The 17,651-nt window shown below is 45.3% G+C and carries 13 protein-coding genes; 12 read left to right on the forward strand and 1 reads right to left on the reverse strand.

Annotated elements, in window-relative coordinates; translation table 11 throughout:
• Positions 1-86: 86 nt before the first annotated feature.
• The 7 genes from lepA (at position 87) to acpS (ending at position 6,604) form a co-directional block, all read left to right on the forward strand.
• Entirely contained in the window at positions 87-1,880 is a 1,794-nt protein-coding gene (gene lepA, locus AB4405_RS00295) for a translation elongation factor 4 (protein WP_372059172.1), read from the forward strand.
• Positions 1,881-1,975: 95 nt separating this feature from the next.
• Positions 1,976-2,872, forward strand: a complete 897-nt coding sequence (gene lepB, locus AB4405_RS00300; protein WP_102468267.1) for a signal peptidase I — start codon at positions 1,976-1,978, stop codon at positions 2,870-2,872.
• A 10-nt stretch (positions 2,873-2,882) separates the two neighbouring features.
• Positions 2,883-3,560, forward strand: a complete 678-nt coding sequence (gene rnc, locus AB4405_RS00305) for a ribonuclease III (RefSeq protein ID WP_102468268.1) — start codon at positions 2,883-2,885, stop codon at positions 3,558-3,560.
• Positions 3,553-4,527, forward strand: a complete 975-nt coding sequence (era, locus tag AB4405_RS00310; RefSeq protein ID WP_102468269.1) for a GTPase Era — start codon at positions 3,553-3,555, stop codon at positions 4,525-4,527. The genes rnc and era overlap by 8 nt, the downstream gene beginning before the upstream one ends.
• 38 nt (positions 4,528-4,565) lie before the next feature.
• Positions 4,566-5,270 (forward strand): DNA repair protein RecO, encoded by a 705-nt coding sequence (gene recO / locus AB4405_RS00315; protein WP_372059173.1) that lies wholly within the window; start codon positions 4,566-4,568, stop codon positions 5,268-5,270.
• A 17-nt stretch (positions 5,271-5,287) separates the two neighbouring features.
• Complete coding sequence (pdxJ, locus tag AB4405_RS00320; protein WP_102468271.1) at positions 5,288-6,022, forward strand: pyridoxine 5'-phosphate synthase; 735 nt, start codon at positions 5,288-5,290, stop codon at positions 6,020-6,022.
• A 201-nt stretch (positions 6,023-6,223) separates the two neighbouring features.
• Positions 6,224-6,604: a holo-ACP synthase gene (gene acpS / locus AB4405_RS00325; RefSeq protein WP_102468272.1), complete on the forward strand. Its 381-nt coding sequence runs from the start codon at positions 6,224-6,226 to the stop codon at positions 6,602-6,604.
• Positions 6,605-6,804: 200 nt separating this feature from the next.
• Here acpS and barA read toward each other — a convergent pair whose 3' ends face one another.
• Positions 6,805-9,621 carry a two-component sensor histidine kinase BarA gene (gene barA, locus AB4405_RS00330; protein WP_372059174.1) on the reverse strand — a complete coding sequence of 939 codons (2,817 nt, stop codon included), beginning with the start codon at positions 9,619-9,621 and terminating at the stop codon, positions 6,805-6,807.
• Positions 9,622-9,824: 203 nt separating this feature from the next.
• Here barA and rlmD point away from each other — a divergent pair, with 203 nt between their 5' ends.
• The 5 genes from rlmD (at position 9,825) to eno (ending at position 17,588) form a co-directional block, all read left to right on the forward strand.
• The gene (rlmD, locus tag AB4405_RS00335; RefSeq protein WP_372059175.1) at positions 9,825-11,150 is read left to right on the forward strand and encodes a 23S rRNA (uracil(1939)-C(5))-methyltransferase RlmD; all 1,326 of its coding nucleotides are present in this window, start codon (positions 9,825-9,827) and stop codon (positions 11,148-11,150) included.
• 74 nt (positions 11,151-11,224) lie between these two features.
• Positions 11,225-13,447, forward strand: coding sequence for a GTP diphosphokinase (relA, locus tag AB4405_RS00340; RefSeq protein WP_372059176.1), 2,223 nt, complete (start codon positions 11,225-11,227; stop codon positions 13,445-13,447).
• 147 nt (positions 13,448-13,594) lie between these two features.
• Positions 13,595-14,401, forward strand: coding sequence for a nucleoside triphosphate pyrophosphohydrolase (gene mazG, locus AB4405_RS00345; RefSeq protein ID WP_372059177.1), 807 nt, complete (start codon positions 13,595-13,597; stop codon positions 14,399-14,401).
• 161 nt (positions 14,402-14,562) lie between these two features.
• Positions 14,563-16,203: a CTP synthase gene (locus AB4405_RS00350; RefSeq protein ID WP_102468277.1), complete on the forward strand. Its 1,641-nt coding sequence runs from the start codon at positions 14,563-14,565 to the stop codon at positions 16,201-16,203.
• Positions 16,204-16,286: 83 nt separating this feature from the next.
• A complete protein-coding gene (eno, locus tag AB4405_RS00355; RefSeq protein ID WP_102468278.1) occupies positions 16,287-17,588 on the forward strand; it encodes a phosphopyruvate hydratase in 1,302 nt (433 codons plus the stop codon).
• The last annotated feature ends 63 nt before the right edge of the window (positions 17,589-17,651 follow it).

Here is a 17,651-nt window from a genome sequence, read left to right on the forward strand (position 1 = left end):
GGTAGAATCTGCCAACTAAATTGAAACGCTGTGACCAAACAGGCGTTTTATACTTCCCATTTTAAGAGTTAAGCCACATCAAATCTATGAAGCACATTCGTAACTTTTCGATAATCGCCCACATTGACCACGGTAAGTCCACGCTGTCTGACCGTCTGATTCAAGTTTGTGGCGGCTTAAGCGACCGTGAAATGGCGGCTCAGGTTCTTGATTCAATGGACCTAGAGCGCGAGCGCGGTATTACCATCAAAGCTCAGAGTGTTACTCTTGACTACACGGCTAACGATGGGGAAACCTATCAGCTGAACTTCATCGATACCCCTGGACACGTAGACTTCTCCTATGAAGTATCACGCTCTCTTGCGGCATGTGAAGGTGCATTGCTTGTTGTCGATGCAGGTCAAGGCGTTGAAGCTCAAACATTGGCAAACTGTTATACGGCCATCGAAATGGATCTTGAGGTAGTACCTATTCTCAATAAGATCGATTTGCCTGCGGCAGAACCGGAACGCGTAGCGGAAGAAATCGAAGAGATCGTTGGTATCGATGCGATGGAAGCGGTTCGCTGTTCAGCGAAAACAGGGCTTGGTGTTGATGCCGTTCTAGAAGAAATCGTGGCTTCAATCCCTGCGCCAGAAGGCGATCCTGAAGCGCCACTGCAGGCGTTGATCATTGACTCATGGTTTGATAATTACCTTGGCGTGGTTTCTTTAGTCCGTATTAAAAACGGTAAGCTCAAGAAAAACGACAAGATTAAAGTGATGAGTACCGATCAAATTTGGGGTGTTGACCGCCTGGGTATTTTCACACCAAAACAGATTGATACGACTGAGCTCAATACTGGCGAAGTAGGCTGGGTTGTGTGTGGTATTAAAGACATCCTTGGCGCTCCGGTTGGTGATACGCTGACCTCGGCTAAAGGTGGTAGTGATACCGCGCTTCCAGGCTTTAAAAAAGTGAAACCTCAGGTTTATGCGGGTTTATTCCCTGTATCATCGGATGACTATGAAAACTTCCGTGATGCACTGGGTAAATTGAGCCTTAATGATGCGTCATTGTTCTATGAGCCAGAAAGTTCGGCTGCGCTAGGCTTTGGTTTCCGTTGTGGTTTCTTGGGTATGCTCCACATGGAGATCATCCAAGAGCGTTTAGAACGGGAATATGATCTAGACCTGATCACGACAGCACCAACCGTAGTCTACGAAGTAGAAAAAACGGACCGCAGTGTTCTTTATGTCGATAGCCCAGCTAAATTGCCAGCAACCAATGATATTGAAGAGATTCGTGAGCCAATCGCGCGTTGTAATATCCTCGTGCCTGCCGATTATCTTGGTAACGTTATTACATTATGTGTTGAGAAGCGTGGTATGCAGGTCGACATGGTTTACCATGGTAACCAAGTCGCTGTGACCTATGACATCCCAATGGCAGAAGTGGTACTCGACTTCTTTGACCGCCTGAAATCAACGTCTCGTGGTTACGCATCTTTAGATTACAATTTCCAGCGTTTTCAAGCATCGAGCATGGTTCGTGTTGATGTCTTAATCAATGGTGATACTGTTGACGCATTGGCGATCATCACTCATAAAGAACAATCGCAAAGCCGTGGTCGTTTGTTGGTTGAAAAGATGAAGGAATTCATTCCTCGTCAGATGTTCGATATTGCGATTCAAGCCGCAATTGGTAACCACATTATTGCACGTTCAACAGTGAAACAATTACGTAAAAACGTTATTGCCAAATGTTATGGTGGCGATATCAGCCGTAAGAAAAAACTGTTGAAGAAACAGAAAGAAGGTAAGAAACGTATGAAGCAGATCGGTAACGTTGAACTGCCTCAAGAAGCGTTCCTTGCGATACTTCATGTAGGCAAAGATTAAGTTCATTGCGAGTGTCAAAAAACAAGTGAAAGTGGAAGCTCTGTAGAGGGCTTTCACTTTCGTTATTTTTAAAGAGACGAAATTAAGGGAATTGAATGGCTAATACGTTCTCATTAATCCTGGTCATTATTACGTTAGTGACAGGTGTAGTTTGGGTTTTGGATAAACTTGTACTGAGAAAGAAACGACAGCAAAAATTGGCAGATATCCAATCACAAGCGACTCATATTGATGAAGAGGTTGCAAAAAAAGCAACCGCACCATCATGGTTGGTTGAGAATAGTGTCTCTATTTTTCCAGTTATCGCGTTCGTATTAGTATTACGTTCTTTTATTTATGAACCGTTTCAAATTCCATCTGGTTCGATGATGCCGACGCTATTGGTTGGTGATTTTATCTTGGTGGAAAAGTATGCATACGGGCTAAAAGATCCCGTGTGGCGCACTCAATTAGTTGAGGTAGGCAAACCTGAACGCGGTGATTCAATCGTATTCAAGTACCCACCACAGCCTAATATTGACTATATTAAACGCGTCGTTGGTTTACCTGGCGACATGGTGCGTTATAGCGCCAGTAAAGACATTTGTATTCAAACCAAAGGCACGTCAGAGTGCAAGCCAGTTAAACTATCCCATGTGGTAGATAGCCCGTTTGTGCAAAATGGCGTTCCATTGATTCAAATGGATGAGAAACTGGGTGATGTTGAACACCAAGTATTAGTCAATCCATTACGTCGCGACCGTGTTGATCAATATCAACCCCGTAATGGCATAAATGAATGGGTCGTACCGGAAGGGCACTACTTTGTGATGGGCGATAACCGTGACAATAGTGCAGACAGCCGTTATTGGGGCTTTGTCCCAGAAGCTAACTTAGTTGGTAAAGCGGTTGCTATATGGATTAGTTTTGAATTTGAACGTAGTGCAGACAGCTTTTTGCCTGCATGGATCCCAACGGGTGTGAGATTCAATCGCATCGGTGGAATTAACTGAACGAGAGAGCATGAATTCTCCTATTGAACGATTAGAAAAAAAGCTCGACTATCAATTTAATGATAGCGAGCGTCTGGAATTGGCACTGACACACCGCAGTGCCAATGGAACTCATAATGAACGACTCGAGTTTTTGGGCGATTCAATTTTAAGTTTTGTCGTTGCAGACGATCTTTACCATCGCTTCCCTAAAATTAATGAAGGGGACATGAGCCGCATGCGTGCCACCTTAGTAAGAGGTCATACTCTTGCCGAGCTAGGACGTGAATTCGGTTTAGGAGATTACTTAAAATTAGGTCCAGGCGAGCTAAAGAGTGGCGGTTTTAGACGCGATTCAATCCTTGCTGATGCCGTTGAGGCGATTATCGGCGCTATTTATCTGGACAGTGATGTCGAGAAAGTACGTGAGGTTGTTCTTGGTTGGTATAAAAGTCGCCTTGATGCTATCGAGCCCGGTATTTCTCAGAAAGACCCAAAAACGCGTCTACAAGAGTTTTTGCAAGGGCGCAGAAAACCTCTGCCCGTCTATACTGTGACTAATATTAAAGGTGAAGCCCATAACCAAGAGTTTACGGTTTCATGTGAAGTGATGGGCTTGGATAAGCCTGTTGTTGGTCTGGGCACTAGCCGCCGCAAGGCAGAACAAGCGGCTGCCGAGATGGCATTAGAGAAAGTGACCAATGTCTGATAAAGAATTTGATATCGATGCGTACTTCTCCTCTCCAGCAGAAGAAGCGACGACACCCGAGAACCAACATTGTGGATTTATTGCCATTGTTGGCCGACCAAACGTAGGTAAATCAACATTACTGAACCATATTCTGGGTCAGAAAATTTCGATTACCTCTCGTAAGCCTCAGACCACTCGTCACCGCATTATGGGTGTAGAGACGGAAGGGGATTACCAAGCTATCTACGTTGATACTCCAGGGCTTCATATTGAAGAGAAGCGTGCAATTAACCGCTTGATGAACCGCGCGGCGAACAGTTCTCTGAGTGATGTGAACCTAGTTTTGTTCTTGGTTGACGGTACGCAGTGGACTGCTGACGATGAAATGGTACTGAATAAGCTGAAGAAGTCAGACTTCCCAGTTGTGCTATGCATCAATAAGGTCGACAACGTTAAAGATCGCAATGATGTGATGATGCACATGCAAGCCCTGTCTGAAAAGATGGAGTTTGTTGATGTAGTGCCTATTTCGGCCAAGCAAGGTAAGAACACCGATGTGATTCGTAAACACGTTCGCGCTTACCTACCTAAAGCGGTGCACCACTTCCCTGAAGAGTATGTAACCGATCGCTCTCAGCGCTTTATGGCGTCTGAAATCGTACGTGAAAAGTTAATGCGTTTCACTGGTGAAGAGCTTCCATACTCTGTGACCGTTGAAGTAGAACGATTTGACTACAACCCAGAAACGGATGGTTTCCATATCAATGCTTTGATTCTTGTTGAGCGTACTGGTCAGAAGAAAATGGTGATTGGTAAGGGTGGCGATAAGATCAAAACGATCGGTCGTGAAGCTCGCCTTGATATGGAAGAGTTGTTTGGCCGTAAAGTGTACTTAGAAACTTGGGTCAAAGTGAAGTCCGGTTGGGCTGATGATGAGCGTGCATTGCGTTCACTCGGTTACATCGACGATTTAGAAAATAAATAAACGCGCCACTTTCGGCCGCTTTGACAAGATGTGATGGTATGGAAGGGTTACAACGCTGTTTCGTTTTACATCGCAGACCATACAGTGAATCAAGTCTGATTCTTGATGTCTTCAGTGAAGAATATGGTCGCGTGTCATTGCTGTCGAAAGGTGCTCGTAGCAAGCGCTCCAATCTCAAAGGAGCGCTTCAGCCATTTACCCCACTACTGCTTAAATGGTCTGGCTCAGGATCACTTAAAACCCTACGACAAGCTGAACCAATCAGCTTAGGCCTGCCGCTGACGGGAATTAGCCTCTACTCTGCGATGTACGTTAACGAGTTAATTGCTCGAGTGCTGGCCAATGAAATCCCTATTCCTGCTTTATTTCATGATTATCTTCAAGCTTTAACAGAGCTGGCTCAATATGAAAACCCAGAGCCTGCATTGCGACGTTTTGAGCTCGCATTGTTATCAGCAATGGGCTACGGTGTTGATTTTTTACACTGCGCAGGAACCGGCGAAGCTATTGATCCAACAATGACTTACCGTTACCGAGAGCAAAAAGGATTCATCGCAAGTGTCCGCAGAGATAATCTAACATTTATGGGCGAAGAGTTGATTGCGATAAGCGAACGACGTTTTGGGAATAAATCCCAATTACAAGCGGCAAAACGCTTTACACGTATAGCACTAAAGCCGTATCTTGGCTCAAAACCATTAAAAAGCAGAGAGTTGTTTCGTATTAAGGTGAAACACTCCTGAGCATGGAGTATTAACACATGAGTTCTATCCTTCTAGGCATCAACATCGATCACATCGCGACCCTTCGCAATGCCCGTGGCACCAAATATCCAGACCCAGTACACGCCGCTGAAATTGCCGAACGTGCCGGCGCCGATGGTATTACTGTTCATTTGCGAGAAGACCGTCGTCACATACTTGACCGTGATGTCCGTATTCTTAGTGAGACCTTGCAAACACGCATGAATCTTGAAATGGCCGTCACCGATGAAATGGTAGATATTGCCCTAAAAACCAAACCTGAGTTTGTTTGTCTTGTCCCTGAAAAGCGTGAAGAGCTAACAACAGAAGGCGGCTTGGATGTAAAAGGTCAGTTGGATAAAATTAAAGCAGCAACGGAAAAACTCACCGCAGCTGGCATTAAAGTCTCGCTGTTCATTGATGCCGATCGTGAACAAATTGATGCTTCAAAAGCCGCTGGTGCGCCGTTTATTGAACTTCATACCGGTCATTATGCCGATGCAGAAACCGAAGAAGATCAATTAGATGAGTTAAAGAAAATAGCGGCGGGTGCGAGTTATGCGGCTGACTTAGGTATTACCGTCAACGCTGGACATGGCTTGACGTACCACAATGTCGCCCCTATTGCGGCCCTGCCTGAGATCTACGAGCTGAACATTGGACACTCAATCATTGGTCGTGCTGTTTTTGACGGTCTTCATAAAGCGGTCGCTGATATGAAAGCCATCATGGAAGCGGCTCGCCGCGGATAAGCGTCACTATGAATAAGGCCGTGTCGCTAACGGTATGTCAGTGTCATGGCCGTTTAGTATTTAGCTGTATAGTGTCTACAGCCGTATAGTGTCTACATCTGTATAGTATCTACATCTGTATAGTATCTAGCGGTTTAGTATGACTGCGGTTAGCGGATACAACCGTGACTGGGAATAGCACGAAAAGGGTCGAGATTAATCATGGCAATTTTGGGTCTTGGGACAGATATCGCAGAGATTGAACGAATAGAAAAAGCGCTCAATCGCTCAGGTGATGCCTTTGCAAAACGCATTCTGACGACAAGTGAATGGGAGACTTTTCATTCGCTTAAACAGAAGGGACGCTTTCTTGCCAAACGTTTTGCGGCCAAAGAAGCCGCATCAAAAGCACTTGGAACTGGTATTGCCCATGGCGTCAGCTTTCAAGATTTTACGATCGCCAATGATGAACACGGTAAACCGACGCTGACCTTGACAAAAAAGGCGGCAGAGATTGCGGCATCGTTAGGGGCCACTTCGGTTCACCTTACTATTTCAGATGAACGGCACTATGCCGTAGCCACTGTGATTATTGAGCGCTAACCCTTTAGGTTGTTATGAAGCTTTATCGACTGTAGTGGACCTTGCAATATTGCTTATAGAATGACAAAACGATAGCGAGCAAGGCACAACGATATCGCGAGAACAAGACCGAGGTGTATTGAATATACACCTCGGTCTTTTTTATTTTTGCCTTCTTCAACAAGAAAGGCAGCGATCACCTTTGTTCAGCAACATTGCGATTAAGTGCGATTAAGATACAACTCAGAGGCCTTAATGACTTTTTCCGTCTCATCTTGTAATTCAAACAGCTCAGGCTCAACCGACGCTAAGCTCTCGCCAGACCGCAACGCTTTTTCAATTGTCGCACAGATAGATTTCAGTCTAGGGACACCGCTATAAGAACAACTGCCATGCAGTTTATGGATTAAATGAATGGTTTCTTCTCTGTCTGAGAATCCTTCATCAAGAATGTTTTCAGCGAGGACTTGGACTTCAGGGATGAAATCAATCAACATCTGAAGCATATCAACGGCTAAGTCTTCTTTGTTAGCGGCTTGCTTTAGCGCCTCTGGCCAATCGATAACCGCTTTGGAGGATAAGGCTGCTTGCATTGAAGGCGAGCGTTTTGCGGAGAGATCAGCCAAAGAATTATCGGTTGGTTCTGGGCTGACAAAGTCGAGAGTGGCGTCATGCTCTATCGTATGGGGAGGAATCCATTTATTGAGTATTTGCTGTAGCGCCATCTCGTCTATCGGTTTAGTGAGATAATCATCCATACCTTCAGATATGAGCCTATCTCGTTCTCCTGACATGGCATGAGCAGTGACAGCAACGACCGGAGTGCCACTGTTTAGACTGGTCTCTTTTATCAGCTTACACGCTGTTACCCCATCCATATGAGGCATTTGTATATCCATTAAGACGATATCAAAGTGTTGAGATTGAGCTTTCTCTACCGATAGCTGACCGTTAGAACAGGCGACGACGGTCTCTACGCGCTCAGACAATAAGGCGGTGATCAGCTTTAAGTTGGCAGGGTTGTCATCGACAGCCATGACATTAAGTGCCCGTTTTTCTGTTGATTCGTAAGGGGCCATTAATACCTGATTGGCGGGTTGCTTATCGACGAGCGCTTGCATCAGACGTTTACGGGCAAGTGGCTTAGTTAAACATTGAACCTCATGGGTTTGCATCAGATAGTCAGAGAGCGCAAGCTGCGTGCTCGCAGTACCGATGATGATGTTAGATGTCGAGGTTTGACAATGTGAAATCCAGCTTTCAATCGTCGTCAGCGGGATCTCTTCATTGGTCGGTAAACATAAAATAATGTAGTCAAAGGCTTCCAAACGCTCAGGTAATGTAGAGCGGTAGGTGACCATCACGCCATGGTTAGTTAAGGTTTGTTGCAATACTGACGCGGCTTGCATATTGGGTTCCACCAACAACAGTTGTTTATTGTGGAGGACCATTGGATCGACCGGGTCGAGCATTGGTATTTCAGTGGAATGCAATCGGATCGTAAACCAGAACGTTGAACCTTGATGGAGGCGGCTGGTAAGGCTGATCTCGCCCCCCATTTGACCCACAAGCTTCTGGGTAATGACGAGCCCTAATCCCGTACCGCCATAGCGTCTAGAGATGCTCGCATCTGCCTGACTAAAGGCTTGGAACAATTGGGCTTGTTGTCTTTCTGAGATGCCGATACCGGTATCCCTAACCATGAATTGCAATTCAACACGGTCTTCTTTTTGAGATTTTAGCTCGACGCTGATGTCGATATTTCCGCGCTCCGTGAACTTAATTGAGTTACCAACTAAGTTCGTGAGGATTTGCTGGATGCGCATCGGGTCACCCACGAGGCCATTGGGCACTTTAGCATCGACTTTAAGCGTCAGCTCTAAGCCTTTCTCGTGTGCGCTGGTGGCTTGGAGTGCGACGACTTCTTCTAAGCTATCTTGGAATTCAAACGGAATGTTTTCTAGGGCTAACTTACCCGCTTCAAGTTTAGAGAAATCCAGTATGTCGTTAATGATGTTTAATAGGTTATTAGCCGATTTCTCAATGGTTTGTAGGTAATCCGTCTGGCTGTTTGATAATTGAGTTTTGAGCATTTGCCTAGTGAAACCGATGACGCCATTGAGTGGAGTTCTTAACTCATGGGACATATTGGCTAGGAACTCAGACTTCACTCGTGCCGCTTCTTGGGCGCGTTTTTTCGCGATGTCGAGTTCAACGTTTTGAATTTCCAATTGCTCTAACGTTTCACGTAAATCAGAGGTGGCTTGGTCAATGCTGTGTTGCATTTCTACATGGTATTCCGATAACGAAACCGCCATCGCATTGATACCATTTTTTAGTGAGTCGAGTTCGCCATGCATCTTGCCTTCAATCCGGACATCGAGGTGTCCACGGCGAATACGGTCGACCATGTTCTTCATGTGTGAGATGGGTCGAGTGACGTCGTGCATCAATCGATAAGCAAAAATCCCCGATAATACGAGCCCAAGCAGCAAGACTAAGATGGCAGAAAATACCTCTTGATATTGCTGCAGTCGTAGCGAAGACAGATCGAGTTCTATGGCGATATAACCCAAGGTCTGACTGGTTGATGTCAGTTCTCTAGAATCTGAGAGTAACTGGCTTTCCGAGAGAATCGGCGCGCGTAAAATGAGTGTATTCTCATGAAATTCAGAGGAGCTTAAATAGGGGATTGGCTTGTCTTTGGGGAACATCAATGAATTAAAATTAGGGTGAAAGTTGGATGTCACAAACAGTTCGTGCTTCGCATCAAAGACGGCAATACTGCGCACAAATTTAGAGTTTTTCCTATGGGCATAACTGATGAGTCGACGAACAGACTCTCGGTTTTGCCCGATAACACCCTGTTCACTGGCAATGGCTAAAGGCTCAATAATACTCGCCCCAGCATTGAGTACTTGAGACTCAAGATCGTGGTAGCGGTTATATGAGAAAAAAGCACTCAAAAGCAGCCCAATAATGAGCGTTGGTGCTAGGGTTAGCGTAATAACGCGAGCGCGAAGGCCGTATCTTGTCATTTTAATTCGAAGTCATAATTTGCCGGGAGTGATTACATCTACTGAGTGGATATGGGACAATAGCCAGTAATGCATCCCTTAGGATGTCGTAAGCTTAATCAAAGCGGCGCTGTTCGACAATCATTCAACCTAAGAATAGTGAAACTCTAACAATTTTTTGTAGTGCAGGGCATTTCTGCACGGGTAAACACTGGAAAATAGCCATGGCACGTATTTTTAAACCGACAAAGCAAACCTCCTTCTCGAAAAAGCACCAAGAAATGGTGGTTGCACGTTTAGATCATCATGGCGCAGGTATCGCTTACCAAAATAAGAAACCTGTATTTATCGATGGGGCGCTTCCTGATGAAACGGTTTTGGTTCAATTGACTGAAACCAAAAGTAAGTTCTCGAAAGCAAAGCTGATTAAAGTTATCACGCCAAGTGAGAAGCGTATTGAGCCATTGTGTCGCCACTATCATGATTGTGGTGGGTGCTCTCAGCAGCACCTTGAGCTGGCTGAACAGCGCCATCACAAAGAGCAAGCGCTGTCGCAACTGATGTCTAAATTGGCAGGCCAACAAGTATCATTGTCCGATTCGCTTGTTGGTGCGGGGGTGGATTATCGTCGACGAGCACGCTTAAGCCTTTATGTCGATAAGGCAACGCGCAAACTGCAAATGGGTTTTCGTCGTAAACAAAGTAAGTTGCTGGTGGATATTGAAAACTGCCCCGTGCTGGACGATAAGCTCAATGCACTGCTTCCTGAATTTAGACAGCTGTTAACAACATTTCAGCACCCACATACACTTGGCCATCTCGAGTTAGTGAAGGCAGATAACACGGCGGTTGTAGTCTTACGACACATGAAACCGTTAGCTGAGCAAGACCAAAGTCGCTTGGTCACGTTAGCGCAAGAACATGCGTTAACCTTGTATCTGATGCCAGAAAGTGGGGTGTTGCAGCATATTTGTGGCGATGTGGCTCAGTATTGTGAAACAGGGGTAACCTTGCCGTTTTTGCCGGTGCACTTTATTCAAGTGAACCAAGAAGTGAATGCCAAAATGGTGCATCAAGCTTTGGACTGGTTAGCGCCTAGCGCACACGAGCGTGTGTTGGACTTATTTTGTGGTCTTGGCAACTTTACACTGCCATTGGCCCAAAAAGCGAAGCATGTGGTTGGGGTCGAAGGTATCCAAGATATGGTGGATTGGGCAACCAATAACGCGCAATTAAATGCCTTAAATAACGTCGATTTTTATCAAGCGAATCTAGAAGAAAGTCTTTCTGGCACAGAATGGGCGGCTCAAAAATTCGACGCGATTTTATTAGACCCAGCACGAGCTGGGGCGGCTGGCGTGATAGATCAAGTTTCTGAACTTGGAGCGACGCGAGTTCTTTATGTTTCTTGCAATCCTGCTACCCTTGCCAGAGATAGTCAGAGCCTTATTGCACAAGGTTATACGCTGACCAAGCTTGGTATGATGGACATGTTTCCACAAACCAGCCATTTAGAGTCAATGGCGTTGTTTGAGAAAGAACAAAGATAGAATGCTCTCTTAACAGAGATCATGGGCTAACCGGGATAGGTTAGTGGATTAATAATACTAGGAAGAACAAAGTAATGGTTGCGGTAAGAAGCGCGCATTTGAACCCTGATGAACAGTTTACGTTAGACAGTTGGATTGCTTCATTGAAGCAAGACAAGCGTGTCTCCACGCGACTGAAAGAGGTTTATACCCAGTGCGAAACACTCGTAGAGGGCAATGAACAAGGGTCCTTGTTGTTGTGGCGTGGTAGAGAGATGATTGAAATTCTCATTACTCTCTCTATGGATAAAGCCACACTCGTTACAGCTTTGCTGTACCCAATAGTCTCCAATAACCTATTTGATCGAGAGCTGCTAGAAGAAACCTACGGTAAAGAAATCATTAAAATGATTGATGGCGTAGAGGAAATGGCGGCGATTGGTCAATTAAATGTCACGTTGGAAGGATCTGAGGCATCCGGGCAGGTAGATAACGTCCGGCGAATGCTGTTAGCGATGGTCGATGATTTTCGATGTGTTGTGATCAAGCTCGCTGAGCGGATCTGTAACCTGCGTGAAGTTAAAGATGAGTCTGATGAGATCAGGATCGCTGCCGCAAAAGAGTGTGCCAATATATACGCGCCCTTGGCTAACCGACTCGGTATCGGTCAGCTTAAATGGGAGATCGAAGATTATGCGTTTCGATATCAGCACTCCGTTACTTATAAAAAAATTGCCAAACAACTCGCAGAACGTCGCATTGTTCGTGAGCAATACATCAAAGACTTTGTCGATGACTTAACCGATGAGATGCAGCGTTCTCAGATACGTGCAGAGGTGAGTGGTCGACCGAAGCACATCTACAGCATTTGGCGGAAAATGCAAAAGAAGAGCTTGGACTTTGATGAGCTTTTTGATGTACGGGCCGTTCGAATTATCGCAGAACGTCTGCAAGATTGTTATGCGGCACTTGGTGTGGTTCACACCAAGTACAAGCACCTTCCTAGTGAGTTTGATGACTACGTTGCCAATCCTAAGCCTAACGGTTACCAGTCCATCCATACCGTTGTACTTGGGCCCGAAGGCAAAACCATTGAGATTCAGATTCGAACCAAGGAGATGCACGAGGATTCCGAGCTAGGCGTTGCGGCACACTGGAAATACAAAGAAGGCAGCACAACGGCTCGAAGTGGGTACGATGAAAAAATCACCTGGCTGCGTAAGCTTCTTGACTGGCAGGAAGAGATGTCAGATTCAGGGGAAATGCTTGACGAGGTTCGAAGCCAAGTCTTTGATGATCGTGTTTATGCGTTTACCCCACGTGGTGATGTGGTTGATTTACCAATGGGCGCGACACCACTTGATTTTGCTTATCATATTCACTCGATGGTTGGGCATAGGTGTATCGGCGCGAAAGTCGCAGGCAGAATCGTGCCGTTTACCCATAAGTTGTCAATGGGTGATCAGGTTGAAATCATTACACAGAAAGAACCGAATCCGTCACGAGATTGGCTCAATCCATCACTCGGTTTTGTGCACTCAGGTCGCGCGCGCGCCAAGATTAATGCTTGGTTCCGCAAAGAGAGTCGCGAGAAAAACCTAGAGGCGGGTCGCGATATCTTAGAAGTCGAACTGGCGAAAGTGGGGGCAACATTAAAAGACGCAGAACAGTACGCATTGCGACGTTTTAATGTCAACACGCCTGATGAGCTTTATGCGGGCGTAGGCAGTGGTGATTTGCGGATTAATCAGGTGATTAATCATATTAATGCCCAGGTTAATAAGCCCACCGCTGAAGAAGAAGACCAGAAAGCGCTCGCCAAGCTGAAAGAATCAGAGAACAAAGCCAACCAGCAGAGTCGTCCTCATAAGGATGCAGTGGTGGTGGAGGGGGTTGATAACCTTATGACGCATTTGGCTCGATGCTGCCAACCTATACCGGGTGACATCATCAAAGGCTATATTACGCAAGGCCGAGGCATCTCAGTACATCGAGGCGATTGTGAACAACTCGGAGAACTGCGTCATCACGCACCGGAACGTATTATTGATACCGTTTGGGGCAGTGGATTCGTAGGGTCATACATTGTGACGATCCGTGTTGAAGCACTAGAGCGCAGTGGGTTACTAAAAGATGTGTCGACACTGCTAACCAATGAGAAAGTAAAAGTGATCAGTATGAAAAGTCGTAATGATTACAAGCTTCAACTGAGTATCATGGATTTTGACCTTGAGCTGAACAATATTGAAATACTCTCTCGTGTCACCATGCGAATTGAACAAATCAAAGACGTCATGAAAGTGAAGCGCTTAGGGTAGTGTGGATAAAAGCCAACAAGCTCAATACCATACTGCTGGCCTTGCTACGATAATTTCTGAAGGGTTGGGGTTCCAACCCTTTTTTTTAAGCTTAACATTGAGTAAGCATTGAACGATTTACACCACGCACTGTTTAGGAGTCGAAAAGTGACACAACCAATTGATCAACTACTGGCTATCATGGCTTTGCTTCGTGACGATGAAAAAGGTTGTCCGTGGGATAAAAAACAGACGTTTGAAACTATCGTACCCCATACGATCGAAGAAACCTTTGAGGTTGTCGATGCGATTCACAATCAAGATTGGTCGAATCTTAAAGAAGAATTGGGTGATTTACTTTTTCAGGTAATCTTTTACAGCCAGATGGCGAAAGAGCAAAATTTGTTCGATTTCAATGAGGTGGTTGAGGGATTGAATGAGAAGCTGACTCGTCGCCACCCACACGTATTTAGTGACGTCGAATTTGCTGATGAAGCGGCTATTAATGCCAATTGGGACGCGGAAAAACAGAAGGAAAAAGCAGAAGTAGGCAAAATTGAGCAAAGTATTCTAGACTCAATACCACAGTCACTTCCTGCCCTATCTAAAGCGAATAAAATACAGAAAAAAGTGGCGAAATACGGCTTTGATTGGGGAGCGCTTGCGCCAGTCGTTGATAAGGTGCAAGAAGAAATTGAAGAAGTGGTTCATGAGGCTATCCAACTTGAGGTAGACAAAGACAAGCTTGAGGAAGAAGTCGGTGATTTATTGTTTTCGGTCGTCAATCTTTCTCGACATCTCAAGTCAGACCCCGAGGTGGCACTAAGAAAAGCGAATAATAAATTTACAAGACGTTTTAAAGGGGTTGAAAGCCGGGTTTCTGAGCATGGTAAATTGCTTACAGACTATACGCTGCAAGAGCTTGATAACTTTTGGAATGATGTAAAAAAACAAGAAAAAAACGCCGAACTGTGAAGGCTTTCTCATTCGAGTAAGTTTCTACAATTGATTTGAAGCAAAAAATAAAAATTTTGAATGTGATAAGTTTCACGTTGTGGCGATAAAGGGCTTCTGGTATATTTTCATCCCGTCCAGAAGTAATCCATTTCCCTCATTCAACCAATTTCAGGTTAAACATGACGACAAATTACATTTTTGTTACTGGCGGGGTTGTATCCTCTCTCGGTAAAGGTATTGCAGCAGCATCTCTTGCGGCTATTTTAGAAGCTCGTGGTCTTAAAGTGACCATGATGAAGCTTGACCCTTACATCAATGTTGATCCAGGGACAATGAGCCCTACTCAGCATGGCGAAGTGTTTGTCACGGAAGATGGCGCTGAAACAGACCTTGACCTTGGTCACTATGAGCGTTTTATTCGCACCAAAATGACCAAGCGTAACAACTTTACAGCAGGTCGTGTTTACTCTGATGTTCTTGCTAAAGAGCGTCGTGGTGATTACCTTGGAGCAACGATTCAGGTTATTCCGCATATCACTAACGCGATCAAAGACCGTGTAATTGCTGGTTCTGAAGGCCATGAAATAGCCTTGGTTGAAGTAGGCGGCACCGTTGGTGATATCGAATCTTTGCCATTTATGGAAGCGATTCGTCAGTTAGCGGCAGAAGTTGGTCGTGAGCGTGCGATGTTCATGCACCTGACCTTGGTACCGTACCTTGCCGCAGCCGGTGAAGTTAAGACTAAGCCAACTCAACACTCGGTGAAAGAGCTGCTGTCTATCGGTATTCAACCTGATATCCTTGTTTGTCGTAGCGATCGTATGATCCCTGCAAACGAGCGTAAAAAGATTGCTCTATTCTGTAACGTGCCAGAAAAGGCCGTTATCTCAATGAAAGATGTGGATTCGATTTACAAGATTCCACAGCTCATCAAGGCTCAGGGCCTAGATGATTTAGTTTGTGCTCGTTTTGGTATTGAAGCACCAGAAGCGAACCTGACTGAATGGGAACAGGTTATCTACGAAGAAGCTAACCCAACGGCAGAAGTCGTGATTGGTATGGTTGGTAAGTACATTGAATTACCAGACGCTTATAAATCAGTGAACGAGGCATTAAAACATGCCGGCCTGAAAAATCGTCTGAGCGTTAAAATTAAGTACGTTGATTCTCAAGATGTCGAGTCAAAAGGCGAAGAAGTCTTGGCTGGCCTTGATGCCATTCTCGTACCTGGTGGCTTCGGCGATCGTGGTGTGGAAGGCAAGATTCGTGCAGCACAATTTGCACGTGAGAACAAAGTACCATACTTGGGTATCTGTTTGGGTATGCAAGTCGCACTGATTGAATACGCGCGTAATGTCGCGGGTATGGAAGGTGCACATTCAACAGAATTTAACAAAGATACACAGTATCCTGTGGTAGGTTTAATCACGGAATGGGTCGATGGCGAAGGTAAAGTTGAAGAACGTACTGAAACCTCTGACCTAGGCGGCACGATGCGTCTTGGTTCTCAGCTTTGTCACCTTGCTAAAGGAACGAAAGCGTATGAACTGTATGGTAATGAGAAAATCCATGAGCGTCATCGTCACCGTTATGAAGTGAACAACACACTTCGTCCACAGATTGAAAAAGCGGGACTTAAAGTCTCTGGTCTGTCAGCAGACAAGAAACTGGTTGAAGTGATTGAGAACCCAGCTCACCCATGGTTTGTAGCTGCGCAGTTCCACCCAGAATTCACATCAACACCACGCGATGGTCATCCACTGTTTAGCGGCTTTGTAAAAGCTGCAGGTGAGTACCAACGCGGAACGGAAGACAAATAGTAAAAGGATACGGGCGGCTGCGAAGGTTATGCGGCTGCCTTTAATTTGATAGTAAAATTTTTATTTATTGAGAGGAAACATCAATGTCTAAGATCGTTAAAGTTCTAGCTCGTGAAATCATCGACTCACGTGGTAACCCAACTGTAGAAGCTGAAGTTCACCTAGAAGGCGGTTTCGTTGGTATGGCAGCAGCTCCGTCTGGTGCTTCTACTGGTTCTCGCGAAGCTCTTGAGCTACGTGACGGTGACAAATCACGTTTCCTAGGTAAAGGTGTTCTTAAAGCAATTGCAGCTGTTAACGGCCCAATCGCTGAAGCACTAGTTGGCCAAGATGCAAAAGCACAAGCTGACGTTGACCAAGTAATGATCGACCTAGATGGTACTGAAAACAAATCTAAGTTCGGTGCTAACGCTATCCTTGCAGTATCTCTAGCAAACGCTAAAGCTGCAGCAGCTGCTAAAGGCATGCCTTTGTTCGAGCACATCGCTGAGCTAAACGGTACTGCTGGTCAGTTCTCTATGCCTCTACCAATGATGAACATCATCAACGGTGGCGAGCACGCTGATAACAACGTTGATATCCAAGAGTTCATGATCCAACCTGTTGGCGCAAAAACTCTTAAAGAAGCACTACGTATCGGTGCTGAAGTATTCCACAACCTAGCTAAAGTACTTAAAGCTAAAGGCCTAAGCACTGCAGTTGGTGATGAAGGTGGTTTCGCTCCTAACCTTGAGTCTAACGCTGCTGCTCTAGCTGCTATCCAAGAAGCTGTTGAAGCTGCTGGTTACGTACTAGGTAAAGACGTTACTCTTGCTATGGACTGTGCGGCTTCTGAGTTCTTCGACAAAGAAACTGGCAAGTACAACATGAAAGGCGAAGGCAAAATCTTCACTTCTGAAGAGTTTAACTTCTACCTACAAGACCTTGCTAACCAATACCCAATCGTATCTATCGAAGACGGTCTTGACGAATCAGATTGGGCTGGTTTCAAGCACCAAACTGAACTTCTAGGTGACAAGCTTCAACTAGTTGGTGACGATCTATTCGTTACAAACACTAAGATTCTAGCTCGTGGTATCGAAGAAGGCATCACTAACTCTATCCTAATCAAGTTCAACCAAATCGGTTCACTTACAGAGACTCTAGCTGCAATCAAGATGGCTAAAGACGCTGGCTTCACAGCAGTTATCTCTCACCGTTCTGGCGAAACTGAAGATGCAACTATCGCTGATCTAGCGGTAGGTACAGCTGCAGGTCAAATCAAAACTGGTTCTATGAGCCGTTCTGACCGTGTTGCTAAGTACAACCAACTTCTTCGCATCGAAGAAGCTCTAGGTGAGCGTGCACCTTTCAACGGTCTAAAAGAAGTTAAAGGTCAAGCTTAATTGTTTGATTGCTAACAAGCTTTAATAGAGCCGCTCCTTTAGGGAGCGGCTTTTTTTTGTCTA

This window comes from Vibrio sp. 10N.261.51.F12, from assembly GCF_041471725.1.
Classification (GTDB): domain Bacteria; phylum Pseudomonadota; class Gammaproteobacteria; order Enterobacterales; family Vibrionaceae; genus Vibrio.

What these genes read in the sequence shown, in the direction of transcription:
- barA (WP_372059174.1), bottom strand. Translation starts at nt 9,621, where the DNA reads ATGACAAGATACGGCCTTCGCGCTCGCGTTATTACGCTAACCCTAGCA.
- lepA (WP_372059172.1), top strand. Translation starts at nt 87, where the DNA reads ATGAAGCACATTCGTAACTTTTCGATAATCGCCCACATTGACCACGGT.
- pdxJ (WP_102468271.1), top strand. Translation starts at nt 5,288, where the DNA reads ATGAGTTCTATCCTTCTAGGCATCAACATCGATCACATCGCGACCCTT.
- relA (WP_372059176.1), top strand. Translation starts at nt 11,225, where the DNA reads ATGGTTGCGGTAAGAAGCGCGCATTTGAACCCTGATGAACAGTTTACG.
- era (WP_102468269.1), top strand. Translation starts at nt 3,553, where the DNA reads ATGTCTGATAAAGAATTTGATATCGATGCGTACTTCTCCTCTCCAGCA.
- eno (WP_102468278.1), top strand. Translation starts at nt 16,287, where the DNA reads ATGTCTAAGATCGTTAAAGTTCTAGCTCGTGAAATCATCGACTCACGT.
- rlmD (WP_372059175.1), top strand. Translation starts at nt 9,825, where the DNA reads ATGGCACGTATTTTTAAACCGACAAAGCAAACCTCCTTCTCGAAAAAG.
- acpS (WP_102468272.1), top strand. Translation starts at nt 6,224, where the DNA reads ATGGCAATTTTGGGTCTTGGGACAGATATCGCAGAGATTGAACGAATA.
- lepB (WP_102468267.1), top strand. Translation starts at nt 1,976, where the DNA reads ATGGCTAATACGTTCTCATTAATCCTGGTCATTATTACGTTAGTGACA.
- recO (WP_372059173.1), top strand. Translation starts at nt 4,566, where the DNA reads ATGGAAGGGTTACAACGCTGTTTCGTTTTACATCGCAGACCATACAGT.
- rnc (WP_102468268.1), top strand. Translation starts at nt 2,883, where the DNA reads ATGAATTCTCCTATTGAACGATTAGAAAAAAAGCTCGACTATCAATTT.
- AB4405_RS00350 (WP_102468277.1), top strand. Translation starts at nt 14,563, where the DNA reads ATGACGACAAATTACATTTTTGTTACTGGCGGGGTTGTATCCTCTCTC.